The organism is Nocardiopsis alba (assembly GCF_000710955.1).
In the GTDB taxonomy this organism is placed as follows: Bacteria; Actinomycetota; Actinomycetes; order Streptosporangiales; family Streptosporangiaceae; genus Nocardiopsis; species Nocardiopsis alba.
In genome coordinates, this window is the sequence record NZ_BAZE01000007.1 from 46,227 (window position 1) to 71,915 (window position 25,689).

Annotated in this window: 23 protein-coding genes and 5 tRNA genes; 17 read left to right on the forward strand and 11 right to left on the reverse strand. The window is 70.6% G+C overall.

The window, feature by feature from the left end; genetic code table 11:
• Nucleotides 1–119: 119 nt before the first annotated feature.
• Nucleotides 120–440 (forward strand): antibiotic biosynthesis monooxygenase family protein, encoded by a 321-nt coding sequence (locus TR33_RS14320; protein WP_014908423.1) that lies wholly within the window; start codon nt 120–122, stop codon nt 438–440.
• 82 nt (nt 441–522) lie between these two features.
• On the opposite strand, the gene TR33_RS14325 is transcribed toward TR33_RS14320, so the two are convergent.
• Nucleotides 523–1,206: a GntR family transcriptional regulator gene (locus TR33_RS14325; protein ID WP_017535018.1), complete on the reverse strand. Its 684-nt coding sequence runs from the start codon at nt 1,204–1,206 to the stop codon at nt 523–525.
• Between the two features lie 136 nt (nt 1,207–1,342).
• Between TR33_RS14325 and TR33_RS14330 the strand changes: the two genes are divergently transcribed.
• From TR33_RS14330 to TR33_RS14390, 13 genes are all read left to right on the forward strand, one after another.
• A complete protein-coding gene (locus tag TR33_RS14330) occupies nt 1,343–2,527 on the forward strand; it encodes a CaiB/BaiF CoA transferase family protein (protein WP_017535019.1) in 1,185 nt (394 codons plus the stop codon).
• On the forward strand, nt 2,527–3,405 hold the full coding sequence (locus TR33_RS14335) for an HpcH/HpaI aldolase/citrate lyase family protein (RefSeq protein WP_017535020.1): 879 nt from the start codon (nt 2,527–2,529) through the stop codon (nt 3,403–3,405). Before TR33_RS14330 ends, TR33_RS14335 begins: the two co-directional genes overlap by 1 nt.
• Before the next feature lie 388 nt (nt 3,406–3,793).
• On the forward strand, nt 3,794–5,137 hold the full coding sequence (locus tag TR33_RS14340) for a TRAP transporter large permease subunit (RefSeq protein ID WP_017535021.1): 1,344 nt from the start codon (nt 3,794–3,796) through the stop codon (nt 5,135–5,137).
• A gap of 58 nt (nt 5,138–5,195) precedes the next feature.
• Nucleotides 5,196–5,462 carry a membrane protein gene (locus TR33_RS14345; RefSeq protein WP_017535022.1) on the forward strand — a complete coding sequence of 89 codons (267 nt, stop codon included), beginning with the start codon at nt 5,196–5,198 and terminating at the stop codon, nt 5,460–5,462.
• Between the two features lie 198 nt (nt 5,463–5,660).
• Nucleotides 5,661–6,260, forward strand: coding sequence for an RraA family protein (locus tag TR33_RS14350; protein WP_014908729.1), 600 nt, complete (start codon nt 5,661–5,663; stop codon nt 6,258–6,260).
• Between the two features lie 42 nt (nt 6,261–6,302).
• Nucleotides 6,303–7,070 carry an IclR family transcriptional regulator gene (locus TR33_RS14355; RefSeq protein WP_026125085.1) on the forward strand — a complete coding sequence of 256 codons (768 nt, stop codon included), beginning with the start codon at nt 6,303–6,305 and terminating at the stop codon, nt 7,068–7,070.
• Nucleotides 7,071–7,201: 131 nt separating this feature from the next.
• Complete coding sequence (locus tag TR33_RS14360) at nt 7,202–7,975, forward strand: NAD(P)-dependent oxidoreductase (RefSeq protein ID WP_017535024.1); 774 nt, start codon at nt 7,202–7,204, stop codon at nt 7,973–7,975.
• 165 nt (nt 7,976–8,140) lie between these two features.
• Nucleotides 8,141–9,526 (forward strand): MFS transporter, encoded by a 1,386-nt coding sequence (locus tag TR33_RS14365; RefSeq protein WP_042283630.1) that lies wholly within the window; start codon nt 8,141–8,143, stop codon nt 9,524–9,526.
• Entirely contained in the window at nt 9,523–11,658 is a 2,136-nt protein-coding gene (locus TR33_RS14370) for a molybdopterin oxidoreductase family protein (RefSeq protein WP_042283632.1), read from the forward strand. The genes TR33_RS14365 and TR33_RS14370 overlap by 4 nt, the downstream gene beginning before the upstream one ends.
• A complete protein-coding gene (locus TR33_RS14375; protein ID WP_042283634.1) occupies nt 11,655–13,097 on the forward strand; it encodes an FAD-dependent oxidoreductase in 1,443 nt (480 codons plus the stop codon). The genes TR33_RS14370 and TR33_RS14375 overlap by 4 nt, the downstream gene beginning before the upstream one ends.
• 208 nt (nt 13,098–13,305) lie before the next feature.
• On the forward strand, nt 13,306–15,816 hold the full coding sequence (nirB, locus tag TR33_RS14380) for a nitrite reductase large subunit NirB (protein WP_042283637.1): 2,511 nt from the start codon (nt 13,306–13,308) through the stop codon (nt 15,814–15,816).
• Nucleotides 15,813–16,184: a nitrite reductase small subunit NirD gene (nirD, locus tag TR33_RS14385; protein WP_017535029.1), complete on the forward strand. Its 372-nt coding sequence runs from the start codon at nt 15,813–15,815 to the stop codon at nt 16,182–16,184. The genes nirB and nirD overlap by 4 nt, the downstream gene beginning before the upstream one ends.
• A complete protein-coding gene (locus tag TR33_RS14390; RefSeq protein WP_042283640.1) occupies nt 16,181–17,347 on the forward strand; it encodes a uroporphyrinogen-III synthase in 1,167 nt (388 codons plus the stop codon). The genes nirD and TR33_RS14390 overlap by 4 nt, the downstream gene beginning before the upstream one ends.
• A 61-nt stretch (nt 17,348–17,408) precedes the next feature.
• Here TR33_RS14390 and TR33_RS14395 read toward each other — a convergent pair whose 3' ends face one another.
• The 3 genes from TR33_RS14395 to TR33_RS14405 all read right to left on the reverse strand — a co-directional run bounded on the left by TR33_RS14395 (nt 17,409) and on the right by TR33_RS14405 (nt 20,456).
• Complete coding sequence (locus TR33_RS14395) at nt 17,409–17,663, reverse strand: hypothetical protein (protein ID WP_234305847.1); 255 nt, start codon at nt 17,661–17,663, stop codon at nt 17,409–17,411.
• A gap of 2 nt (nt 17,664–17,665) precedes the next feature.
• Entirely contained in the window at nt 17,666–19,012 is a 1,347-nt protein-coding gene (locus TR33_RS14400) for a TRAP transporter large permease subunit (RefSeq protein WP_017535031.1), read from the reverse strand.
• An 88-nt stretch (nt 19,013–19,100) separates the two neighbouring features.
• Entirely contained in the window at nt 19,101–20,456 is a 1,356-nt protein-coding gene (locus TR33_RS14405) for an RraA family protein (protein WP_042283643.1), read from the reverse strand.
• Between the two features lie 209 nt (nt 20,457–20,665).
• Between TR33_RS14405 and TR33_RS14410 the strand changes: the two genes are divergently transcribed.
• The gene (locus tag TR33_RS14410) at nt 20,666–21,418 is read left to right on the forward strand and encodes an IclR family transcriptional regulator (RefSeq protein WP_199806142.1); all 753 of its coding nucleotides are present in this window, start codon (nt 20,666–20,668) and stop codon (nt 21,416–21,418) included.
• A gap of 110 nt (nt 21,419–21,528) precedes the next feature.
• On the opposite strand, the gene TR33_RS14415 is transcribed toward TR33_RS14410, so the two are convergent.
• The 5 genes from TR33_RS14415 to TR33_RS14435 all read right to left on the reverse strand — a co-directional run bounded on the left by TR33_RS14415 (nt 21,529) and on the right by TR33_RS14435 (nt 22,578).
• A tRNA-Val gene (locus TR33_RS14415) sits at nt 21,529–21,602 on the reverse strand.
• Between the two features lie 20 nt (nt 21,603–21,622).
• Nucleotides 21,623–21,697, reverse strand: a tRNA-Cys gene (locus TR33_RS14420).
• A 45-nt stretch (nt 21,698–21,742) separates the two neighbouring features.
• A tRNA-Gly gene (locus tag TR33_RS14425) sits at nt 21,743–21,815 on the reverse strand.
• Between the two features lie 70 nt (nt 21,816–21,885).
• Nucleotides 21,886–21,958, reverse strand: a tRNA-Gly gene (locus tag TR33_RS14430).
• A 188-nt stretch (nt 21,959–22,146) separates the two neighbouring features.
• Complete coding sequence (locus TR33_RS14435) at nt 22,147–22,578, reverse strand: roadblock/LC7 domain-containing protein (protein ID WP_014913584.1); 432 nt, start codon at nt 22,576–22,578, stop codon at nt 22,147–22,149.
• Nucleotides 22,579–22,969: 391 nt separating this feature from the next.
• Here TR33_RS14435 and TR33_RS14440 point away from each other — a divergent pair, with 391 nt between their 5' ends.
• Nucleotides 22,970–23,812, forward strand: coding sequence for an aminotransferase class IV (locus TR33_RS14440; RefSeq protein WP_042283648.1), 843 nt, complete (start codon nt 22,970–22,972; stop codon nt 23,810–23,812).
• Between the two features lie 126 nt (nt 23,813–23,938).
• Here the strand turns inward: TR33_RS14440 and TR33_RS14445 are convergent, their stop codons facing one another.
• Complete coding sequence (locus TR33_RS14445) at nt 23,939–24,361, reverse strand: SsgA family sporulation/cell division regulator (protein WP_014910549.1); 423 nt, start codon at nt 24,359–24,361, stop codon at nt 23,939–23,941.
• Nucleotides 24,362–24,840: 479 nt separating this feature from the next.
• Here TR33_RS14445 and TR33_RS14450 point away from each other — a divergent pair.
• Nucleotides 24,841–24,914, forward strand: a tRNA-Val gene (locus TR33_RS14450).
• 137 nt (nt 24,915–25,051) lie between these two features.
• Here TR33_RS14450 and TR33_RS14455 read toward each other — a convergent pair.
• The gene (locus TR33_RS14455) at nt 25,052–25,345 is read right to left on the reverse strand and encodes a PGPGW domain-containing protein (RefSeq protein ID WP_199806143.1); all 294 of its coding nucleotides are present in this window, start codon (nt 25,343–25,345) and stop codon (nt 25,052–25,054) included.
• Nucleotides 25,346–25,689 lie beyond the last annotated feature (344 nt).

A 25,689-nucleotide genomic window follows, 5' to 3' on the forward strand; every position in this document is an offset into this window, starting at 1 on the left:
TCGGCGCACCCCCTTGGCGGCCCCGGACGGCTTCCCGGTCGTCACGGAACGTGTTCGAACATGCTCGGATCACGCGTGGAGATCGCGGGTCACGGTGAAGACGACACAAGGAGCCCGCCATGGCCGTCATCGATACCGATCGCGATCTCGTCGCGCTCATCAACACGTTCACGGTCGAACCCCGTGACCAGGAGAGGCTGGTGGAACTCCTGCACGAGGCGACGGAGGACGTCATGCGCCACTTCCCCGGCTTCGTCTCGGCCAACGTGCACGTCGGCCTCGACGGCACCAAGGTGTGCAACTACGCGCAGTGGGAGAGCGAGGAGCACTTCACCAAGGCGATCGAGCACCCGGACGCCCAGCCGCACTTCACCCAGTGCAGGGCGATCGCGACCTCCGTGTCCGCGCTGTACCGGCTGCGGTTCACCGAGGGCGGATGATCGAGGAGGGCGCTCCGGGCCCGGGCCCGGAGCGCCCTCCGTTCGGGTGCCGTCCGACCGGCGGCGTGGTCCTGGGGAGGCCCTAATCGGAGCCGTTCCCCCCGGGGGAGGCCAGGATGTGCTCGGCCATCAGGCGCTCGGCCTCGGCCCCGTCCCTCTGAGCGAAGGCCTCCAACATCCGCCCGTGCGCGTTCAGGTACAGGGTGGCCCTGGCCGGATCCTTCCAGCGCGAGACGGTCTCCAGGATGGGGTTGTTGCGCCGTAGGGAACGGACATGTCCACCCAGGAAGGCGGGGCCTCCCACATCGGCGACCATCTGGTGGAACAGGTGACTGTCCCGGGCCAGATCCTGTGAGTCGGCCGATTCGCGTCCGGAGACCATGCGGTCGTGCACCTCCGTGAGCTCGGCCAGCTGGGCGTCGGTGATCCGTTGGGCCGCCAGGCGCGCGCTCAGACCCTCGACCGCCGCGCGCAGCTGTCGGAGTTCCTCGGCCGCCTCGACGCCGAGCGCGGAGACGGTGGCGCCATGGTGCGCGCGGTAGGTCACCAGGCCGTCACTCTCCAGGCGGCGCAGCGCCTCGCGCACGGGGGTGATGGAGACCCCGAGACGGGTGGCGACCTCGTCCTGGTTGACGGAGGCGCCGGGGGGATGGACCCCGTTCACGATCTCGTGTCGCAGCGTCTCGTGGACGTACTCGGCCTTGCTCGTCGGGGGGCGCCCGGTGCGCGGGAGCCCCGCCGTCTCCCCGCTACCAGAGGCGGACAAAAGAGGACCTCCCTGTCGACACGATGTTCATGGAACCAAGCTTAGAGGCCCGGCGCCCCCACTCCGCCGGGGTCCCGGGTGGTTCGTCGGAGGCGACCCCCTTGCGCCTGTTTATATATCTTATAGGTTGTTTGATATGAGATCACTGAGCAACCTGAAGGTCGTCGACGCTGCCACGCTCTTCGCGGGTCCGATGGCCGCCACCTACCTGGGTGACTTCGGGGCCGAGGTCGTGAAGGTCGAGCACCCCCGTCGCGGCGACCCCGCCCGGGGGCACGGGCCCACCAAGAACGGGGTCGGGCTCTGGTGGAAGATGCTGGCCCGCAACAAGCGCACGACCACGCTCGACCTCTCCCGGCCCGAGGGGCAGGAGGTCGCGCTCCGTCTGCTGGACGAGGCCGACGTCCTCATCGAGAACTTCCGCCCCGGCACCCTCGAACGCTGGAACCTCTCCCCCGAGACGCTTCTCGAACGCAACCCCCGGCTCATCATCGCCCGCGTCACCGGGTTCGGACAGAAGGGGCCGATGGCCCACCGCCCGGGCTTCGGCACCCTCGCCGAGGCCATGAGCGGCTTCGCCTCCATGACCGGGCAGCCGGACGGTCCGCCCACACTCCCACCCCTGGCCCTGGCCGATGGGATCGCGGCGCTGGCCGTGGCCTACGCCGTCATGGTCGCCGTGCACCACCGTGAGGAGACCGGTAGAGGCCAGGTGATCGACCTGGCCATCATCGAGCCGATCCTCACGGTCCTCGGCCCCCAGCTCACCGCCTACCATGCGACCGGGGCGATCCCGGAGCGGACCGGCAACCGGTCCACCAGCAACGCGCCCCGCAACACCTACCGAACCCGGGACGGCCGCTGGCTGGCGATCTCGACCAGCGCCCAGTCCATCGCGGAGCGCGTGATGCGCCTGGTGGGTCGCGAGGACCTGGTGGACGAACCCTGGTTCGCGTCCGGCCGCACCCGCTACGAGCACGCCGACGAACTCGACGAGGCCGTGGGCGCCTGGATCGCCGCGCGCGACGCGGACGAGGTGATCGAGGAGTTCGACCGGGCGCAGGCGGCCATCGCGCCGATCTACGACGCGTCCGACATCGCCACCGATCCGCAGTACCGGGCCCTGGAGACGATCGTGCACGTCCCGGACGACGAGCTCGGGAGCGTGGCCGTCCAGAACGTGCCCTTCCGTATGTCCGAGAGCCCCGGCGAGATCCGGTGGGTGGGTCCGCCCAAGGGCCGTCACACCGACGAGGTGCTGGCGGAGCTCGGCTACTCCGAGGAGGCCCGGACCGGGCTGCGCGAAGCGGGGGTCATCTGATGAGCGCCGTGCAGACGCCCCTGGTCACGTGGCTCTACGTGCCCGGCGACCGGCCCGAGCGCTTCGCCAAGGCGATGGCCTCCGGAGCGGACGCGGTCATCCTGGACCTGGAGGACGCGGTCCTGCCGCCGGTCAAGGACGCGGCCCGGCGCCACGTGCGGGACTTCCTCGAGACCCGCCGCGCGGAGCCGGTCGGCGATGGGGCGCGGGTGCACGTCCGGGTCAACGCGCCGCACAGCGAGTGGTTCGCGCTCGACGCCGCCGCCGTGGCGGCGGGGGGAGCGGACGGGGTCCGGGTGCCCAAGATCGAGTCGGCGGAGGACGTCGACCTCGTCGTCGAAGCCGTCGGTGAGGGCGTGCCCGTGGACTGCCTCCTGGAGTCCGCGCGGGGGGTGGAGAACGTCTCGGAGATCGCGGCGCACCCCGCCGTGCGCTCGTTGGCCCTGGGCGAGGCGGACCTGACCGCCGAGCTGGGGCTCAGGGGCGACGAGGCCTTCTCCTGGCTGCGGACCCGCATCGTCGTCGCCTCGGCCGCCGCCGGGCTGGCGGCACCGGGCATGGCGGCCTACATCGAAGTCCGGGACACGGAGGGCCTGTACCGCTCCTGCCTGCGTGGGCGAGACATCGGACTCTTCGGCCGGACCGCGATCCACCCCCGCCAGGTGCCGGTGATCCGGCGGGCCTTCACCCCCTCCGAGGAGGAGGTGTCCCGTGCCCGCCAGATCGCGGAGGCGGCCGAGTGCGCCTCCGTCGGGTCGGCCCGCGGAGGCGGCGCGATCGCCCTGGCCGATGGTCGCTTCATCGACGCGCCGGTGGTGACGGCCGCCCTGCGCACACTCGCCCTGGCCGAGAGCATCGCCGAACGGGGGGCGGACTGAGGTCAGGCCCCGTCCCCTGAGGCGGGACGGTCCGTTTCCCACCCCCGCCTCAGGGCCCCGAAGTGCCCCGCTCGCCGAACGAATCGCGGTGGGGCGCGCCACGCGTGCCTGGAGCGTGCCCTCGGTCATGTGCGTGGTGTGACCGCTTCATCGCAGGTCAAGAGATTTCCGGCCAACGGTTGACGTTCGACGTAACCTGGGACACACTTCACACAGCGAACTTAAACTTCACTGTTTGAAACGTTGTTTCATTCAGGTGAAAAGTGTCGACATGCGGGCGAGGACGACCTCCCCATCGGGCCGACCGTTCGATTCCTCCGAGCGGTGCGCGCCATCGCCGGCGTAATCCGCGACGCCGTCCCCACATCACCGAGCTCGGGAGCCTCCCATGCCCTCTGCACTCTTGGCCTTGGCCGCCTTCATCGCGGTCATCATCGTCTGGAGCGCCGTCTTCAAGAGGAACATGGGCGAGGCCATGTTCCTCGGCTTCATCGCCACCTGCCTGTTCGCGGGAGGGGACTTCTTCGGAGCGATGGTCTCCGGTCTCGTGAACACCACCTCGAACGAGGTCATCTACGCCGCGCTGGCCTTCGTGTTCATGGCCTACATGATCGAGCGCACCGGCCTCATCAACAAGATCCTCGACATCCTCAACGCCGCCTTGGGGCGACTACGGGGCGGCCCCGCCTACGTGGACATCGTGGCGTCCGGAGTGATGGGGGCGCTGTCGGGCTCCAACTCGGGCAACGTCGCCTCCACCGGTTCGGTCACCGGGCCCTGGATGGTGCGCAACGGCTTCAGCAGGGCGCGCGCGGCCACGATCCTCGCGGGCAACGGGGGCATGGGCGCCGCCCTGCCGCCCAGTTCGTCCATGGTGATCATGCTCGGCTTCGCGGGCGCGGCCGTCTCGACCGGGGACATCTACCTGGCCCTGCTGGTCACCGGTCTCTACCAGGTTCTGCATCGCCTCGTGGTGGCGTTCGCCTTCATCCGGGTGGACGGCGTACGGTCCGCGGAGGATCAGGCCCGTCTGCCGTTCGGTCGGGTGTGGCGCACCGGCTGGCCCGCCACCCTCATCTACCTCGGGGCCCTCATCCCGATCGCGGTGACCACCGGTCCGCTCTCGGAGTACCTGGGCTCGCCGGACCGCCTCGGGGACGCGCTCGGTGACATCTCGCTCATCACCTGGATCCCGATCCTGATCATCCTCATCGCCGCCATCGTCGGCCGCCGTGAGCTGCCGGGGAGCGCGCGCCAGTGGTACGACTTCGTGCTCGCGGCGATGCCGCGCCTGGGCACCATCGGCGCGCTGCTGATCTTCGCGATGGCCGCCAGCGGTGTGCTCGCGGACCTCGGCCTGGCCGAGGACGTCGAGCAGGTGCTGGGCTACTTCAACGCCGGGCCTTTCCTCATGGTGGCGTTGACCGTACTCCTGATCGCGATCGTCTCCATCCCCTTGACATCGACCGCCGCCCTCACCGCCGTGGGCCAGGTGTCCTTCCTCAGCCTCGTTGCCGTGGGTGTGGATCCGGTGATCGCGCTGGTCGTGCCGCTGGTGGCCGCCTCGACCGAGGGGTCCTCTCCGCCCTCCGCGCCGATCTTCATCGCCTCGGGGATCGTGCAGGTCAAGGCGGAGAAGACCTTCGTTCCGCTGATCCTGTTCTACCTCGTGCCCATCATCCTCCTGGCCTGCCTCGTGGGCTGGGGAATCCTGCCCATCTTCGTCGTCTGATCCACCGCGGTCCCAGGCGGGTGGCACGGCCATCCGCCCGAACAGAAAGGGGCACCCGATGTCCGAACGCAAACAGTCGCCGCGCCACCTCGCGCTGAGCATCCTCCGGGTCCTCTTCGTCGCGACGTTCGCCGCGTTCTTCCTCGTCGCGATCCTCATGGTGCTGGGGCAGCTGGTGGGGACCCTCCTGTCGCTGCCCGGGCTCGTCAGCGCGGCGTCCGACCACCTGCTGGTCCCCGCGGTGACCCTCGCGTCCACCTTCGGCGTCATCGCGTTCCTGGCCTCCTACCTCCAGAAGGACGACCAGGAGACCCCGGCGGCCTGACCCGCCGGTCCTCCCACTCGCTGAGGCGGGGCGCGGCCCGATCCAGGGCGGGCGCCCCGCCTCGAACCATCACCAAGAGTCACGATTCGTGTGTGAGGAGCTGTCAATTTTTCATACATTGACAATGAACTTCGCTAGGTGAAATGTTAGACATGTCGCTGAACATACTCGGCGGCTCGCACCCTCGAAAGGAATCCCATGACGGGACAGACCACGCCCCTTCCCGAAGACCTGTACCGCCGCCTGGGATCGCTACCCGCGGCCAACGTCGGTGACGTGCTCGACCGCCTGTACGTGGCCGAGGCCGCCATCTCGACCGTCTGGAAGGGCGCGAAGGTGGTGGGGCCGGCCTTCACGGTGATGACCGCCGGGGGCGACAACAAGCTCATCCACGAGGCGATCGACACCGCGGCACCCGGTGACGTCCTCGTGATCGACGGCCAGGCGGTCACGCACAGGGCCCTGCTCGGCGACCTCATGGGCAGACGCGCCAAGGCCCGAGGGCTCGCCGGGTTCGTCGTGGACGGAGCCATCCGCGACGCCGACGACCTCGGCGCCATCGGCTTCCCGACCTGGGCGCGCGCCGTCACCCCGGCCGGCCCCTACCGCAACGGCCCCGGCCTGCTCCAGGTGCCGGTCTCCGTGGGCCGTGTGGTGGTCAACCCCGGTGACGTGATCGTGGGCGACGACGACGGGGTCACCGTCATCCCTCGACACCGTCTGGAGGAGATCGTCGCGGCGGCCGAGGCCAAGCACGCCGGCGAGGAGGAGGCTCGGGCCAGGATCGCCGCCCTGTAGCATTTGCGGGACATCCAGCTCCAGAGTCTGAGGGGTTCCGCAGTGGCCACAGAGTCGTCGGGTCAGCCCACGGTGCGCAGTGTGGAGCGTGCCCTCGACGTCCTGGAGGCCCTGGAGCGCAGCGAGACTCCGCTGCGTCTGGTGGACCTGTGCCGCCTGGTGGACCTGCATCCGGCGACCGTGCTCCGGTCGCTGGCGGTACTCCAGCGCAGAGGCCTCGTGGTCGCGGAGAACCAGACCTACCGCCTGGGTGTGGCCGTGCTGCGCATGGCCCATGGGTTCCTGGTCAACGACCGGCTCACCCGGCAGTCCCGGCCCGTCATGCAGAGTCTGACCTCGGTCACCGGGCTGACCTCCTCCCTCTACGTGCGCAGCGGTTTCGAGCGCGTGCTCGCGGCGCGGGTCGACGGCAGCCCTCAATTGCACTACCAGGTTCCGATCGGCCGCTGGTTCCCCCTCTACGTGGGGTCCGGCAAGGTCATCGCGGCCCACCTGCCCAAGGACGAGCGGGACGCCGTGGTGGCGATGTCGGAAGGGTGCGCGAACGCCTCGGGAGAACCGCTCGATCCCGAGCGGGTGCGCCGGGAACTGGAGGACATCGACAAGGACGGCTACAGCCTGACCATCGGTGAGCGCGACGTCGCCGTCGCCGCCGCGGCCGTCGCCGTCACCGGCCCGACCGGGGAGGTGCTCGCCGCCCTCTCCGTCTCCGGGCCTTCCGAACACACATCCCGGGACCGCCTGCGTCAGGCCGTCCCCGAACTCCGAAGAGCAGCCTCCGCCCTCAGTGGGCGGCACCCCCTTCCGTGATCCGGCCCAGCGCCCGACCCCGTATCGGGAACGCCGCCCGCCGGACCACGGCGGAGCGGCGACCGGACCGAGCGGGCGCACTCGTGTGCGGTCCCGGCCCGTCGTCGGCTCTCACACGACGAAAGGTCACCATGCGCATCACCGTCATCGGCCTGGGTGAGGCCGGAAACATCTACGCCACCGCGCTCGCCGGAGCGGGCCACGAGGTCACCGGCTTCGACCCCGGCCCCACGGACACCCCCGAGGGCGTCCGGCGCGCGGAGTCCGCCCACGAGGCCGTGGCCGGAGCGGGCATGGTGCTGGTGCTCACCTCCGCCTCCGTCGCTCCCGCCGTCGCGGACAGCGTGCTCGGAGCGCTCGCCCCGGACACCGTCTACGCCGACCTCACCTCCGCCACCCCCGACGTCATGAGGTCTCTCGGCGAGAAGGTCCAGGCCACCGGGGCCCGGTTCGCCGACGTGGCCATCCTCGGCCCGATGACGATCGGAGGAGCCGCCACCGCCCTCATCGCCAGTGGTCCGGGCGCCCCCGAGGTCGCGCGGGTGTGCGCGTCCCTGGGCGCCGACGTGGAGGTCCTGCCCGGAGAGCCGGGCGAGGCCACGGCGCGCAAGCTCCTGCGCAGCTCCCTGATGAAGCCCCTCGCCTCGGTGGTGTGCGAGGCCGTCGTGGCCGGTAGGGCCGCGGGGGCGGAGGAATGGGTGCGCGAACAGGTGGCCTCCCAGCTCACGGGGGGCGCGGAGCTGGTCGACCGCTTTCTCAGCGGGACCGTCAAGCACGCCTCCCGGCGCAGTGAGGAGGTGCGGGCCACCGCCGAATTCCTCGATTCCCTCGGCGTCCCGAACGAGATGACGACCGCCTCGGAGCAGACCCTGCGCAGACTCGCCGTCAACGGCGAGCAGGGTTGACGGAGACCCCGGACGGATCATCCGTCGCCGACGGACGCGCTCACCGCGGCCGTGCTCGCCGGGTGAGCCGGCCGTCTCTCGTGTTTCACGGACGGACATCTCCGGGCAACACGGCCTTCCTACCCTCGGTAGGGTCGACAGCCGTCGAGTAGGAAGGCACCGGACGTGACCTCTGAGACAGGCCGACGCGCGCCGCGCGCGGTCGGGGACCGGATCTCCCACTGGGACCCCGAGGACCGGCGGTTCTGGGAGGAGACGGGGCGCCACGTGGCCCGCCGCAACCTCTGGGCCTCCATCGCCTCCGAGCACATCGGCTTCTCGGTGTGGAGCATCTGGTCGGTGCTCGTACTGTTCATGATCCCCGAGCACGGCTTCTCCACCACCCCCGAACAGAAGTTCCTGTTGCTGTCGGTGGTCACCCTGGTCGGCGCCGTCCTACGGGTGCCCTACACCCTGGCGGTGCCCGTCTTCGGTGGACGCACGTGGACCGTCATCGCGACCTTGGCGCTCATCGTCCCCACGGTCGCCGCGTTCTTCCTCGTCCGGAACCCCGACACCCCCTTCTGGCTGCTCCTGGTCCTGGCCGCCACCGCCGGTGTGGGCGGCGGAAACTTCTCCTCCTCCATGGCCAACATCAACTCCTACTTCCCCGAGAGGGAGAAGGGGTGGGCCCTGGGACTGAACGCCGGTGGCGGCAACATCGGGGTCGCCACCGTCCAGCTGGTCGGCCTGACCGTCATCGCCCTGTTCACCACATCGGCGGGCCACCTGGTCCCGCTCTTCTATATGCCCTTGATCCTGCTGTCGGTCTGGTGGGCCCACCGATCCATGAACAACCTCGTCCACCCGCGTGGTGAGACGGACGCTCACCTGTCGGCCGTCCGCGACCCCCACTTCTGGATCATGTCGTTGCTGTACGTGGGCACCTTCGGCTCGTTCATCGGCACCGGTTTCGCCTTCGGTCTGCTGCTTCAGGCCCAGTTCGGCCTGGAACCCGTCCATGCCGCGGGGATCGCGGTCCTGGGCCCGGTCGTGGGTTCCCTCGTCCGCCCGGTCGGAGGAAGACTGGCCGATTCCCTGGGCGGGGCCCGCGTCACGCTGTGGGTGTTCACCGCCATGGCCGCCTGCGCCGCCGTGCTCGTCCTGGCCGTTCAGACCGGTCGGGCACCCCTGTTCATCGGGACGTTCGCGGTGATGTTCACCCTCACCGGACTGGGCAACGGCTCCACCTACAAGATGATCCCCTCCATCCACGCGGCCCGCGCCGAGGACGCCGTCGCCGCCGGTGAGCCCCGGGACCGGGCCCTGGCCCGCGCCAAGCGCGTGGCCTCCTCCATGCTCGGCCTCATCGGCGCGGTCGGCGCTCTGGGAGGCGTGGGCATCAACGTCGGTTTCCGCGAGTCCTTCGCCGCGACCGGTTCCACCGCGCCCGCCTTCCTCGCCTTCGGCGCCTTCTACCTTCTCTGCGCGCTGGTCACCTGGGCCGTGTACATGCGTCGCCCCGCACGCCCCGCCCTCGCCGTCGAGAACGTCGGGGCCACGGCCCGATGACCATCACCCACTGCCCCTACTGCGCGCTCCAGTGCGCCATGCGCCTGGAGCGGGGGCCGGAGGGACGTCCGGCCGTCCGCCCGGCCCCCTTCCCGACCAACCGGGGCGGACTGTGCCGCAAGGGATGGACCGCGGCCGAGGTCCTCACCGTCCCCGACCGGCTCACCCGCCCCCTGCTGCGGAAGGACCGCGACTCCGATCCGGTCGAGACCGACTGGGACACCGCCCTGGATCACGTCGCCGAACGCCTCATGGCCCTTCGCGCCGCGGCCGGCCCCGACTCCGTCGCCGTCTTCGGCGGTGGCGGCCTGACCAACGAGAAGGCCTACACCCTGGGCAAGTTCGCCCGTCTGGCCCTGGCGACCTCCCAGATCGACTACAACGGCCGCTTCTGCATGTCGTCGGCGGCGGCCGCGGGCAACCGGGCCTTCGGCCTGGACCGGGGCATGCCCTTCCCCCTGACCGACGTCGCCGAGGCCGACGTGGTCCTGCTCGCCGGGGCCAACCCCGCCGAGACCATGCCGCCGATGATGGGACATCTGTCCTCACCCGCCCTCATCGTCATCGACCCGCGTCGCTCGGCCACCGCCGAGGTCGCCCTCGATCGGGGCGGCCTCCACCTGGCGCCCCGTCCCGGCACCGACACGGCCCTGGCCCTGGGGCTACTGCACGCCGCACGTGTACAGGGCCGGTGCGACGAGGAGTACCTCGCCGAACGCACCACCGGGTTCGACGCCGCCTGGGAACACGCCGCCGCCTGGTGGCCCGAACGCACCGAACGTGTCACCGGCGTACCCGCCGCCGACATCCGTGCCGCCGCCGACCTGCTGGGCCGGGCCGCCCGAGACCACGCCGCCTACATCCTCACCGGGCGCGGCACCGAACAGCACTCCAAAGGGACCGACACCGTCTCGGCCTGGATCAACCTGGCCCTGGCCCTGGGACTACCGGGCCGTCGGGGCTCGGGCTACGGGTGTATCACCGGTCAGGGCAACGGCCAGGGCGGACGCGAGCACGGCCAGAAGGCCGACCAGTTGCCCGGCTACCGGCACATCGAGGACCCCGAGGCCCGTGACCACGTGGCCCGGGTGTGGGGTGTGGAGCCCGACTCCCTGCCCGGCCCGGGGCGTTCGGCCTTCGAACTCCTCGACGCCCTGGGCACCCCCGACGGGCCACGCGCCCTTCTGCTGTTCGGCTCCAACCCCGTGGTCTCCGCCCCCGATTCCGCGCGTGTACGTGCCCGCCTGGACTCCCTGGATCTACTGGTGGTGGCCGACTTCGTGCTCTCGGAGACCGCCGCCATGGCCGACGTGGTCCTGCCCGTGGCCCAGTGGGCCGAGGAACGCGGCACCATGACCAATCTGGAGGGGCGGATCCTGCGCCGTGAGAGGGCCACCGCCCCGCCCGACGGGGTCCGGACCGACCTGGAGGTCCTCTCCTCACTGGCCGCACGGCTGGGTCAGCCGGCCGATCGCTTCCCCACCGACCCCGACACCGTCCTGGCCGAACTCGGACGGGCCTCCGCCGGAGGGGCCGCCGACTACTCCGGGGTCACGCCCGAACGTCTGGCCGACGGTCAGGCGCTGTACTGGCCGGTGCGCTCACCCGAGGAGTCCACACCCCGTCTCTTCCTGGATTCCTTCGCCCACCCCGACGGACGCGCCCGCCTCGTCCCGGTCGACCATCGGCCCCCCGCCGAGGAGACCGATCCCGACCACCCCCTGGTGGCCACCACGGGCAGGCTGATGGGCCACTACCAGTCCGGGGCCCAGAGCAGGCGTGTGGCCGAACTCGACGCCGCCGAGCCCGAGGCGTACGTGGAGGTGCACCCCGCCACCGCGGCCCGTGTCGGGCTGGCCGACGGGGATACGGCACGGGTCGTCTCCCGGCGTGGGCACACCCTCGCCCGCGTGCGTCTGACGCCCACGGCCCGCCTGGACACCGTCTTCCTGCCCTTCCACTTCGCGGGCGAACAGTCCGCCAACAACCTCACCCATCCGGCGCTGGACCCCACCAGCCGTATGCCCGAGTTCAAGGTCAGCGCCGTGCGTCTGGAACCCGCCCCGCCGGACCGGAACGGCCGAGGCGTTCCGGAGGAGACCGGCGCTCCCACACCCGGAGGTCACGGTTGAACACCCTCCAGAGCACCTCTCCCCGCCGGATCGTGGTCGTCGGCAACGGCATGGTCGGTGCCCGTTTTGCCCAAGAGGTCGCCCGTCTGGACCCGTCCGGAGAACACGTGCGGGTGAGCGTGGTCGGAGCGGAACCCCACGCCGCCTACAACCGGGTCCTGCTCTCCGGTGTGCTCGCCGGGGACCACACCGCCGAACGGATCCGGCTGCCCGTACCCGACGGGCCGGGGATCACCGTGCCCACCGGTACGACCGCCACGGACCTGGACACCCGACGACGCGTCCTCACCCTGGACGACGGTTCCCGCCTGCCCTACGACGAACTCGTCCTGGCCACGGGGGCACGCGCCGTGCTTCCTCCGGTCCCGGGCGTGCGCGCTTCGGAGGGAGGACCGGGGGAGGGGGTGGGCGTCCTCCGTGACTTGGAGGACTGTCGGCGTCTGATCGCGGTGGCCCGCCCCGGCGCTCCCATGGTGGTCCTGGGCGGAGGGGTCCTGGGGCTGGAGATCGCACGCGGCCTGGTGGGCCGAGGGGTACGGGTCTCGGTGGTGGAGGCCTCGCCCTGGATCATGCGTCGCCAGATCGACCGAGCGGCCGCGGACATCCTGGCCGACCGTTACGCCGCCCTGGGCGTGACGGTCCACTCCGGTCGGACCGCCGTCCGCTGGACCCCCGGCTCCGGACTGGAACTGGACGACGGCCGGGTCCTGCCCGGCGACGCCCTCGTGGTCGCGGCCGGGGTGAGAGCCGACACCGACCTGGCCGCCTCCGCGGGGATCGAGGTCGATCACGGTGTCGTGGTGGACGACCGCATGGCCACCTCCGACCCGCGTGTGCACGCCATCGGAGACTGTGCCCGCCACCCCGGCGGCGGGGCCGGGCTCGTCCAGCCGGGTTGGGAACAGGCCGCGGTCCTGGCAGAACGCCTGACCGGCACCGCACCGCACGCGACCTACACCGGAGCCCGACCGCTGACCCGTCTCAAGGCCGAGGGCATCGAGCTGACCGCGTTCGGCCGGGTCCACGAGGAAGAGGGCTCTCCGAGCGCGGAGACGGTGACGATCAGCGACCCCTACGGCGGTCGCTACGCCAAGCTGACGGTCCGTGAGGAGAAGGTGGTGGGCGCGGTACTGCTGGGCTTCCCCGAGGCCGCCGCCACCCTGGCCGGACTCTACGACACCGGCGACCCGGTGCCCTCGGACCGGCTGGCCCTGCTCCAAGGAGCGCCCCTTCCCGCCTCGGGTCTTCGGGAGGCACGGGACGCGCCGGTGTGCCGCTGCAACGCGGTCGGCCGTATCGAGATCGAACAGGCGTGGCTGGACGGGGCCCGCACCCGAGAGGACATCGCCGAACGCACCCGCGCCACCACCGGCTGCGGTGGATGCGTGCGCGAGGTACGGGCCGTGCTGGAGGGGATGCGCAGTGCCCCGGCGGGGTGATCCGTCGGGGTCGCCGCCCCGCGACCGCGCGCCCGGGGCCGGCCCCGCCGTGCCCGCCGTGACGACACGCCCCCGTGACATCACAGGCCCTCGAACCGCGATGGCGGCACAACGAAACCACCGCGTCACACGCGGCCGACCCGACGGAAACACTCGAGAGGTTGTCTGGGATCCGTCCGCCCCCGTAGCAGGAGGAGCCGCGCACACCATGGAAGAGATCGTCGTCGTCGGCAACGGCATGGTCGGCCACCGCCTCGTCGAGGCCCTCCGTGACCGTGACACCGATCGTCACCTGCACGTCACCCTCGTGGGAGAGGAACCCCGCACCGCCTACGACCGGGTGGCCCTGTCCTCCTACTTCGACGGCGCCGACGCCCACGACCTCTCCCTGGGAGATCTCTCCGGCCCCACCGTCGACGTGCACGTCGACGAACGCGTCACCGCCATCGACCGCGACGCCCGCACCGTGACCACCGCCCGCGGCCGTGGACTGCGCTACGACCGTCTGGTCCTGGCCACCGGATCCACCCCCTTCGTGCCGCCCGTCCCCGGCCACGACCTGCCCGGCTGCCACGTCTACCGCACCATCGAGGACCTGGACGCCATCATCGCCTCCGCCCGCGACGCCCGCACCGGCGTGGTCGTCGGCGGTGGGCTCTTGGGGCTGGAGGCCGCCAACGCCCTGCGCCTGCTGGGTCTGGAGACACACGTGGTGGAACTCGCCCCCCACCTGATGCCCGCGCAGATCGACCAGGGGGCCGCCGCGCTGCTGCGCGCCCTGGTCACCGATCTGGGCGTCCACGTCCACACCGGTACCGCGTCGACGGCCATCGAGGCCTCCCCCCAGGGGAGGGCGGCCCGCCTGGTCCTGGACGGAGGAGACCGCCTGGACACCGACCTCGTCGTCTTCTCGGTCGGCGTCCGTCCCCGCGACGATCTCGCCCGCGCGGCCGGGCTCCGGATCGGCGAACGCGGCGGCGTCGTCATCGACGACACCTGCACCACCGACGACCCCCGCATCCACGCCATCGGCGAGGTCGCCGAGCACCGCGGCACCGTCTACGGCCTCATCGCCCCGGGCAACGCCATGGCCGAGGTCGTCGCGGACCGTCTTCTGGGCGGGGAGGCCGTCTTCACCGGAGCCGACACCTCGACCAGGCTCAAACTCCTGGGCGTGGACGTGGCGAGCTTCGGCGACGCCCACGGCCGTACCCCCGGGGCCCTGGACGTGGTCGTCAACGACGCCGCGGGCGGCCGCTACGCCAAACTCGTGGTCTCCGACGACGCGGGAACCCTGCTCGGCGGCGTCCTGGTCGGCGACGCCTCGGCCTACTCCGCCCTGCGCCCCCTGGTCGGTTCCCCCCTCCCCGGCGACCCGCTCTCCCTGATCACCCCCGAGGGCGGGGCCGACCTGGGCGCCGACTCCCTGCCCGACCACGCGCAGATCTGCTCGTGCAACGCCGTCACCAAGGGCGCCCTCTCCCGGGCCATCGCCGATGGAGACCACGACGTCCCCGCTCTGAAGGCCCGTACCGGGGCGGGCACCAGCTGCGGCTCGTGCGTGCCCATGCTGAAGCGGATCCTCGCCCGGTCCGGCATCGAACAGTCCAAGGCCCTGTGCGAGCACTTCACCCATTCGCGCGCCGAACTCGTCGAGATCGTCCGCTCCACCGGCGTCTCCACCTTCTCCGCGCTGATCGCCTCCCACGGCACCGGACACGGATGCGACGTCTGCAAACCCGCCGTCGCGTCGATCCTGGCCTCACTGGGCAACGGTCACATCCTGGAGGGCGAGCAGGCCACCCTCCAGGACACCAACGACCGCTACCTGGCCAACCTCCAGCGCAACGGCACCTACTCGGTCGTACCTCGGATCCCCGGCGGCGAGATCACCCCCGAGCGGCTCATCGTCATCGGCGAGGTCGCTCGCGACTTCGGCCTGTACACCAAGATCACCGGCGGGCAGCGCATCGATCTCTTCGGCGCCCGCCTCGAACAGTTGCCCGCGGTCTGGGCACGTCTGGTGGAGGCCGGTTTCGAATCCGGACACGCCTACGGAAAGGCCCTGCGCACCGTCAAGTCCTGCGTGGGCACCACCTGGTGCCGCTATGGCGTCCAGGACTCGGTGGGTCTGGCCATCCGCCTGGAGGAGCGGTACCGGGGCCTGCGCTCACCCCACAAACTCAAGTCCGCCGTCTCCGGATGCGCCCGGGAGTGCGCCGAGGCCCGAGGCAAGGACTTCGGGGTGATCGCCACCGACCAGGGGTGGAACCTGTACGTGGGCGGCAACGGCGGCTTCACCCCCCGCCACGCCGAACTCCTGGCAGGCGACCTGGACGAGCCCACCCTCATCCGCTACATCGACCGGTTCCTGATGTTCTACGTGCGCACCGCCGACCGGCTTCAGCGCACCGCGCCCTGGATCGAGTCCCTCGAAGGCGGCCTGGACCACCTGCGCGACGTCGTGATCGACGACAGCCTCGGGATCGCCGCGGAACTGGAGGAGGCCATGGAACGCCACGTGGCCTCCTACACCGACGAGTGGGCCGCCGTCCTGGCCGACCCCGAGAAGCTCTCCCGGTTCGTCTCCTTCGCCAACGCCCCCCACGCCCCCGACCCCACCATCGACTTCACCACCGTCCGCGACCAGCCCGTGCCCGCCGGCGCGTCCGTGGACCTGGGCATGCCCGCCCGTCGACCCCAGGAGGGACCACGATGATCACCGCCACCGTCCAGCCGACCACGACCTGGATCGACGCCTGCCCCGCGCACCTGCCGGGGGTCGAGGACGGAGTGGCCGTCCTGCTCCCCGACGGACGCCAGGCGGCCCTGTTCCGCACCCGTGACCATCGCCTGTACGCGGTGGACAACATCGACCCCTACACCGGGGCCGCCGTCATCTCCCGAGGTATCGTCGGCGACCGGGCGGGGGAGCCCACCATCGCCTCGCCCATGCTCAAGCACGTCTTCTCCCTGTCGACCGGGCGCAGCCTGGACGACGAGCACACGTGCCTGACCACCTGGCCCGTACGACGGAGAGGCGCCACGGTGCAGATCGCCGTCCGCACCGAGGAGGGGACCCCGTGAGCACGGTCCCCACCACCCTCGACGACACCGTCTCCGCGAGCGGGTCCACGCCCTCCGGTCCACTGACCGGTTTCACCGTGGCCGTGACCGCCGCCCGCAGAGCCGAGGAGATCGGCGCCCTGCTACGCCGCAAAGGGGCCCGGGTCGTGTCCGCCCCCGCTCTGCGCATCGTCCCGATCAGCGACGACCGACGCCTGGCCTCGGTCTCCGACGAACTCGCCCGTCGCCCCGCCGACATCGTCGTGGCCACCACCGGCATCGGCTTTCGCGGTTGGATCGAGGCTTGCGAGACGTGGGGCGTCGCCGACCGGCTCCTGACCGGGATGCGCGGTTCACGTCTCCTGGCCCGAGGCCCCAAGGCCCGCGGTGCCCTCCGCGCGGCCGGTCTCACCGAAGAGTGGTCACCGAACTCGGAATCCTCCGCCGAGGTCCTGGACCACCTGCTCGCCCAAGGTGTCCGAGGCCTGCGCGTGGCGGTCCAGCTGCACGGTGAACCGCTGCCGGACTTCACCGCCGCACTGCGCCTGGCCGGGGCCGAGGTGATCGAGGTCCCCGTCTACCGCTGGGTCGAGCCGGAGGACACGGCCGCCCTGGACCGTCTCATCGAGACCGTCGTCTCCGGGGGAGCGGAGGCCGTCACCTTCACCAGCGCCCCCGCCGCGGCCGGACTGCTCGCCCGGGCCCACGCCACCGGCCGCCGGGCCGACCTGGTCCACGCCCTGCGCGGCGACGTCCTGGCCATGTGCGTGGGGTCGGTCACCGCCCGCCCGCTCGTGGCGCACGATATCCCCACCGTCCGGCCCGAACGCGCGCGCGTCGGCGCCCAGATCCGCAGGCTCGCCGAGGAGTTGCCGGCCCGGTACCCCACTCTGGAGGTGGCCGGGCACCATCTCCAACCGCGAGGTCACGCCGTCCTGGTCGACGGCGTCGCCCGCACGCTCTCTCCCACCCTGATGCGCGTCATGAGAGCTCTGGCGCATCGCCCCGGGCAGGTCTTGGACCGGGCTCGGCTGCTCACCTGCCTGGGCGAGGACGCCGACGCCCACGCGGTGGAGGCCGCCATCGCCCGACTGCGCACCGCCCTGGGCGACCCACGGATCATCCGGACCGTGGTCAAGCGCGGCTATCGGTTGGCCCTGGACGCCCCCGACCGCGACCTCTGACCCCGACACCGGGAAGGGCGGGGCGGGTGACGGCGCGCCCCGCCCCGCCCTTCCCGGACCCTCAGTCGTCCTCGGACTCCGGCTCCTCCGGCGCGAGGTAGTTGCAGATGAAACCGAGGACACCGAAGGTCGCCGCCGCGCCGACGCTCGGCACGAACAGCAGGTCGGAGGCGCCGGTCACCCAGTCCGGACGTTGGGTGAGGACTCCGGCCATCTGTCCCAGGACCAGGAGCGCTCCTAGTGCCAGGCAGCAGACGAGACCGACCTTGAACAGCGCGCGGACCACGCCGAAGGTCCGGGGCTTGAGAGCGAGCATGGTCATACCCCCAGGACCGGAAGGACGCCCCAACCGATCAGACAGCCGATCAGGAAGATCGGGATCATGTAGTAGACGATGAGCGGCAGGAAGGTGCTCTCCGGCCGTGCCCCGGTCAGACCCGCGGCGACGAAGATCGAGCCGGAGGCGGGAGGGGAGGCCCCTTCGGTGGAGGCGAACACCAGGATCGCGATGATCGCGAGGAGAGGGTCGACCCCCACGCCGACCAGCGCGAGGAAGGAGATCTGACCGACCGCCGTCAGTGTGGCCGTGGACGAGAGCGGACCGGCGACCAGGGTGATCACCAGGCCGACGACGACCACCATCACGGTGGAACCGACGGGCAGGGACTCCAGGATGACGTTGACGTCCTCCGCCAGGCCCAGGCGCCCCAGGATCTCGCTCGCGGCGATCGCGAAGAACAGCAGGGCGCCGATGGTCGCGAACTTCGGCAGGGCGCCGTCCAGAAGACGGGACCAGCCGCGCACCGTCCGCGGGAGACGGTCCCGACCGGCGATGAGCGAGAAGCCGATGATGAGGATGGGGATCCAGGTCAGCAGGGAGATGTCGCCGACCGCGTCGCCCAGTGGGGTGGCCTCGGTGAGGTAGGTGGCCAGGGGGCCCACGGTGACGGCGATGGGGATGAGGGCGCCGAGGAAGATCGTCAGCGCGCCGGCCCCCTGACGCAGCGACGTACGCATCGGCACCAGGTCGTGCTCGTCCACCCTGGGGACACCGTCACGGCGGACGAAGTACGTGACCAGACCGATGCGCAGCAGGATCTGGTACAGCCCGGCGATCAGGAGGCCCAGATACACCTGGCCGGTGGTGACCATCCCTCCGGCGAAGCCGATCATGATGACCATCGACGCACTGGGTGGCAGAGCCGCGCCCATCCCGCCGTTGCCGGCGAGCACGGTGGCCGCCCGCGTGGGGGTCCACCCGGTGCGCACCATCCAGGGGCCGGTGAAGGAACCGCTGGAGGCGGTGTTCGCGGAGTTGGAGCCGGACAGGGCCCCGAAGACGGCGGAACCGGCCGTGTCGATGAACGCGGGGCCGCCCCGGAGGCGTCCGAAGGCGGAGTTGAGGATGGCCAGGATCTTCTGGATCAGCCCTGTCGTGTCGATGAGGTAGGCCATGAACACGAAGGCCAGGGCGGCGTAGAGCACGTCGTGGGTGAGGGCGTCGGCCAGCCCTCCCAGGAGGTACTCCGGGGCCCGTGTTCCGGCGAACAGGGCGGTGACCACGAGTCCGAGCAGCATGGCCTCGCCCATGTTCCGCTTGAACACGACGTTCCACACGATGATCACGGCGATGAACGCCGCGAGGGCTAGTAGCGCGATCGGCATGGGTCGACTTTCGGTGGAGGGGAACTCTGGTGCCCGTGGACGGGCGATGTGTCGCTTCGGGGGAGCGACCGGGTGGGGGAGGGGATCGTCACGCGCGTTCCCTCCGAATCGCCTCGCGGCGTTCGGCCTCGTCGGCCAGGACGAGCCGGGCGGCGGTAAGGGTCCGCTCGGCCTCCAGGCGGGGCACGACGAACACGCCGTCCCCGTCGGCCACCACGATGTCCCCCGGGGAACAGACCGCGCCGCCCACCGCGATGGTGCGACCGATGTGGCCCGGCCCGTCCTTGTAGGGCCCCGCGGGAGAGATCGCGGCGGACCAGACGGGGAAGCCGAGTTCGCGCAGTTCGTCGGCGTCGCGGACCGCTCCGTCGATCACCATCCCGCGTACCCCCTTGTTGATGGCTCGTTCGGCGATGAGCTCGCCCAACAGCGCCCGGGAGTCGTCGCCCCCTCCGTCCACGACCAGGACGTCGCCGGGGCGGGCGACGGTCAGCGCCTCGTGCAACGCGCGATTGTCACCGGGCCGTGTCCGCACCGTCAGGGCGCGCCCCGACAGCCGGGCCCCGGCCCAGACGGGCCTGATCCTGGAGGACAGGAAACCGAGCCGGTCCCGCGCGTCCCCGATGGCGGCGGTGGGGATCGTCGCGTAGGCGTCGATCAGTCGTTCGTCGGGGTGGTCGGTCACACGCGCCAGGTACCGGTGACGGTCGGCCGCGCCCGTGCTCACCGGGGCCTCCACGTGGAGTTCGTCCAGCAGGGCGATGCTGGCGTCCAGCTCCTGGGAGCGCCGCACTGCGTGCAGCCGTGTCCCGTTGTCCAACCGCTCGAGCGCGGCGGTCCCGTCCGTGAGGGCGGCGGCCACCTGCTCGCGCATCCACTCCTCCTCGCCCGCCGCGCGTCCGGCGTCCAAGGCCTCGGTGATCAGCGCCCCCAACCCCTTCATGAACACGCTGCGCAGCAGCTTGCGTCCCGACGCGGCGCCCACGGTCTCGCCGATCGGCTCGGCGTTCGCGCCCACGACCCGGAGCATCCGAGCGGCCTCTTCGGCCGCGGGGCCCGCGAGGAGGATGTCGACCTTCGACCCGAACTTGACGACCGAACCGATGAGGGCCCCGTCGACCACGCGGGCCGCACCATCGACAGTACGTGCCACATCCGTCTTGACCTGCGGTGAGGCCGCGTTGAGGTCGATGTAGACGGCGTCGGACCGCAACGCGGGCGCGGCTTCACGGGCGACGGAGACCGCGTGGGCGGCCGTGGCCAGGCTCAGGACCACGTCCGCCCCGGCCACCGCCTCCGCGATCGAAGAGGCCCGATCGACGCCCTCGGGGGTCCGCACCGTGCTCGCGGGGTCGAAGCCGATGACCAGCTGACCGGCGGCGGCGTAGGCCTCCGCGAAGATCGCGCCGGCTTCTCCCAGTCCCAGAACGGCTACCTTCATCATGCACCAGCTATCATTGAGTGATAGTTTATCTTGTGGATTGATAGGGAGTGTGACCTGTGGCTCTCTCGGCTGTCAACCTCCCGGAAACCCCTCCGCTACCTTGGAGGGAACGGAGGCGAGCCGGATCGCCGTATTCCACGGGCTTGGAGGTCATCGCCCGGGGCGAGGAAATCCTCAGAAGAGAACGAAGAAGGGGTGATGAGGCGAGCATGGGCGCCGGAGGCGGAAACCAGGGACGCACGCTCGACCGTGCGCTGGACGTGCTCGAATGCCTGGAACGCGCGCGCGGTCCGCTGCGGCTGAGCGACATCGCCAGGGAGACCGACCTGCACCTGGCCACCACACAGCGGACGGTGAACCAGCTCGTGCGGCGTGGCTACGTCCAACAGGGGCGTCTGGGGTACTCACTCGGCCCGGTGGTGCTGGGGCTGGCGCACGGCTTCGTGGTCAACGACCGGATGAGCACGATCGCCACGCCGGTGCTCACCGAGCTCTCCGCGACCACGCGGCTGACCTCCTCCGTGTTCGTCCGCTCGGGGGACGAACGCATCCTCGTCGCCCGTGTCAGCGGAGCCGACCCCCTCCGTTACCAGTTCCCGATCGGACGGCGCGTGCCGCTCGACGTCGGTGGTGGGAAGGTGCTGCTCGCCGCCTGGCCGGACGAGGAGATCGAGGACTACGTTCGCCGTTTCCCGGAGGTCGCGTTGGCCTCGGGGCGGGTTCAGGGGGAGCGGGCCCTGATGGAGGACATCCACAGGGTGCGCGAGAACGGCTACCACCTCTCGGAGTCCGAGCGGGAACTGGGCGCGCTGAGCCTGAGCGTGCCGGTGTACGACGCCGACAAGGAACTCGCCGGGGCGCTCAACCTGGTGACGACGACCGACGTCACCAGCGCGGAGGAGCTGCTCACCTGGTTGCCCGAGCTGTCGCGGGGGGCCGGGGCCATCGGCGCTCGCATCTGAGCCGGTCGCGCGGTCCGAGTCCTCCCGGCGGGGGAGCGGTGCGCCCGGCTCGGACCCCGGGAACGACGAAGGCCGGGATCCGTGTGGATCCCGGCCTTCGGCCTTACCTGTGGGCGATACAGGACTCGAACCTGTGACCCCTACCGTGTCGAGGTAGTGCTCTAGCCAACTGAGCTAATCGCCCCTATGGAAATGTGGTGCGCATGGAGCCGGAGACGGGAATCGAACCCGTGTGCAGGGATTTGCAGTCCCTTGCCTCAACCACTCGGCCACTCCGGCTGGAGGCACGGGGGGCCGAGCGGCACCCATGCGTGCCTTTCTCCGAGCGGACGACGGGATTCGAACCCGCGACCCTCACCTTGGCAAGGTGATGCTCTACCAGCTGAGCCACGTCCGCGTGTGGTACGGGATCTCTCCCGTCCCTGGATCCTACCGTGTCGCCGAGGCGATCGTGTTCGGACCCTTCGAGCGGACGACGGGATTCGAACCCGCGACCCTCACCTTGGCAAGGTGATGCTCTACCAGCTGAGCCACGTCCGCGCGGCGAGTGTTCCGTGGCCTCCGGTTCTTCCCGGTGCCGCGTCCCTCGCTGCGTTAAGAACTCTAGCGGATCTTCGGGCAAGTGCGAAATCGACTTCCCCACGGGGTTCCGTGCCCTGCCGTGGCGGACCGTCGAGGTCCACCGCGGCGGCAGGGGCGGATCCCCGCGCGTGCGTACGGAACGAGGATCAGTTCTCCGCCTGCGCGGGGGTGGAGGGCATGTCCGGCCGGGGTGGGGCGGACAGGTACTGACCGACGCGCTCGATCACCTTGTTCATCTCGTAGGCGATCAGGCCCACGTCGCTGTCGGCGTCCGACATCAGGGCCATGCAGGCGCCCTCGCCGGCGGCGGCCACGAAGAGGAAGGCGCGGTCCATCTCGATGATGCTCTGGCGGATGTCGCCCGCGGAGAACTGCCGACTGGCCCCTCCCGCGAGACTGTGCAGTCCGGAGGCGATGGCCGAGAGGTGTTCGGCGGCGGGGCGGTCCAGGCCACTGGAGGTCGCCATGAGGAGCCCGTCGGTGGACAGGACGATGGCGTGCTGAGTGCCCGAAGCGCGAGTCAGGAGGTCGTCCAGCAGCCAGCTGAGTTCTCCGCGGGCGGTGCTCGGTTGGGTCATGTCTCTCTTTGCTCTGTCGGAGGCGGGGCCTTGTGTGTTCTGGAGCGCGTGCTCTGCGGGACGTTCCGGGGAGGTCACCGTCGTGGGGGTACGGCCACCGGTCCCGCATAAGCGTTGCCCAGATGATAGTCATTCGTAACTTATCTGTCCGGCCATCGTTCGTGGGACGGGGCGGAACACCGGCGTGTTCCGGTGTCCGGACCAGCGAGAACGGGGTCGCGAAAGACGGTGTGGAGAGGCCTCGCGGCCGGTGCCGGTCACAGGTCTTGTCAGGGGGGACGGCGCCGGGTAGGGCCCGGTTCGGGGCATCTCCCGGCGGGCACCCGCTCCGAAGTGGCAGGATTCGAGGATGACACCGGCCCGACCAGGGCTCTTGAGAGTGGGGGTTGCAATGAGGGTGTGGATCGCCGGAGCCGGCCATGGGCGTGGCGCGGTGCTGGAGGAGAAGGACGCGCTGATTCCGGTGGTCGACCACGGCGTCACCGTCGGGGACGGCGTCTTCGAGACGGTCCGGGCGCGGAACGGGCGTCCGTTCGCGTTGACCCGGCACCTGAAGCGGCTGGCGCGTTCCGCGACCGGCCTGGGCATGGACGAGCCGGACCTGGAACTGATCGCCGACGGCGTCGCCCGGGCCCTGGAGGCCAACGCGGAGGTGACCGACGCCCGTGTGCGCATCACCGTCACCGACGGGACCGGGCCGCTGGGTTCGGGCCGCGGGGAGGGGGAGCAGACCATGATCGTGGCGATGTCGCCCTTCCCCGGGATCGCCCCGCACACGACCGTGGCGCTGGCTCCGTGGCCGCGTAACGAGTTCGGGGCCCTGGCGGGGCTCAAGACCACCTCCTACGCCGACAACGTGCGCGCGCTGGCCTACGCGAGCGAGCGGGGCGCGAGCGAGGCGATCTTCCGCAACATCTCGGGGAACCTGTGCGAGGGCACCGGCAGCAACGTCTTCGTGGTGCTGGACGGCCGGCTGGTCACCCCGCCGCTGTCGGCGGGGCCGCTGGCCGGCATCACCCGCGAGCTGGTCCTGGAGTGGTTCGGCGGTGAGGAGGAGGACGTTCCCATGGAGCGTCTGCCCGAGATCACCGAGGCGTTCCTGACCTCCACCGGGCGTGACGTACAGCCGATCCTGGCCATCGACGACCGGACGGTGTCGGTGGAGCCGGGGCCGATCACGCTCAAGGCGATGGCGGTGTTCGCCGAGCGTTCCGCGGACGACCAGGACCCGTGACCGGGATCCTGGGGAACGGGAACGAGTGAGGGGACGACGCCCAGGCGTCGTCCCCTCACTCTTCCGCCGATGTGTCGGTGCCCCGCTCGCGCCGCCCCACGGGGGTGCCGGGCTCCGTTCCACTCTCTAGGAGTGGAGGTGCTGCTGGATCTCCTCGTCGAGGTCGACGAAGCTGCCCTCCTGGCCGGCCGGGACGATCTCGTAGGTGCGGTGGAGGAACTCGGCGAGGGGGGAGACCTGGGTATCGAACTCCGCCTGACCGAAGGGAGAGGAGAGGGAGATGCTCACCGAGCGCTCTCCACCCTCGCTCTTGGAGGGCCACACCCGGACGTCGCCCTCGCCGACGGGGCGCACGATGCCCACGGTGAGGAGCTCGCGGGCGAAGATCCACTCGACGGGGCTGTCCTCGCCGGTGTGGAAGGCCACGCGGATCGCGTACGGGTCGTCAGCGCTGTAGTCGAGTCGCGCGACCAGGGGAACCGCGGTGCGCTCCGGGACCACGAGTCGCAGGCCCAGCTCGGCGGTGGCAGTGATATCGCTACTGTTCATGTTCGCCAAACCTTTTCTCGTCCGGCCCAGGCGTTCCTGGGGCGCCGGCCGGTTGCCGTCTCACTCGCTCCAACGCGCTTGTCCGCGGATCATGACGTGAGTACGGAGACTTTCTTGGTCGGTGGGACCGGAGGTCTCGCTGCCCGCCCAGCGGGCCCAGCGCGCCGCGGGGCGGCACCACGATCCTTCGTCACTGTAATGACCAGGGGAAACCAAAGATTTCCCCATGATGGGTGGCCCGTGTCACGCGGAGGTCAACTCGTGGTCGTCCTCGGAGGGGTCGTGAAGCCGGGAACTCCTACTCATCGCGGGGATCAGGGGCGTCCGTGGAACTCCAATGGGGGTCTTCATGTCGGCAATGTGACCTCGGTCACGTCTCTTCGGGGGCGGCTCGGTGGTCGAGTTGCGAGGCACCCTCGAACATGCGCTAGAGTTCTACATGTCAGGCCGACGAGGCCGGACGGGGGCCCAGGCCCGAGGGGCGATTAGCTCAGTTGGCTAGAGCGCATCGTTCACACCGATGAGGTCACTGGTTCGAGTCCAGTATCGCCCACCTCGAAGAGGGAGCGGATCCGATCGTTACGGATCCGCTCCCTCTTTTTTCGTTTCGGTCGTCTCAATGCCGGGCAACGTGCGACTTTGCTCCACGGCCCCGATTTCGGCGGCCACCCCCTCCGGGAAAGGTCCCGCCTATTCGTCGGGGGTCCGTCCACGTCGCCTGGCCCGCCGGCGGCGCATCCGCCGCAGATGGTCGTCCTTGGTCCGAAGCGCCCACCGTTCGGCGCGCAGGGTCCAGACCTTGGCCGGATGGAGGAGGCGCCGGGCCCAACGGAACTCGGTGCTGAGGATGAGCAGCCCCAAGAGGATCGAGGCGATACCGGGGCCGGGGATCACCAGCATGACGATCCCGGCGACGACGACCACCGCGCCCACCGTCCCGACCAGGATCCGCCAGGGCAGGTGCAGCACCGGGTGGGTGTGCATGCGTCGGCGGAAGAGTCTGAGCCGCGCGCGCAGCCTCCTCCACCGGCGTACCCGGGTGCGGTGCCGGTGGGATGTCTCCGTCGCTGGAGGTCCGTCTGGAGGACTCGGTGACATGCGCTCACAGTATTCGGTCGTTACATCTGATGGCATTCGGGTCACGAACTCGGTGCGGCGTCGGATGTCTGCCGATTCTCACCGATCTCGTGATGCGGATCAATGCCCTGAGGAAAAGACCGGAAGATCACGAAGAGTCCGATAGGTCCTTGGTGGAGGCCCCGCCGCCAGGGCTTCGAAGGGCCTCGGAGCACCTCGTCCCCCCGGCCCGGATCGCTCCGATTCTCCGA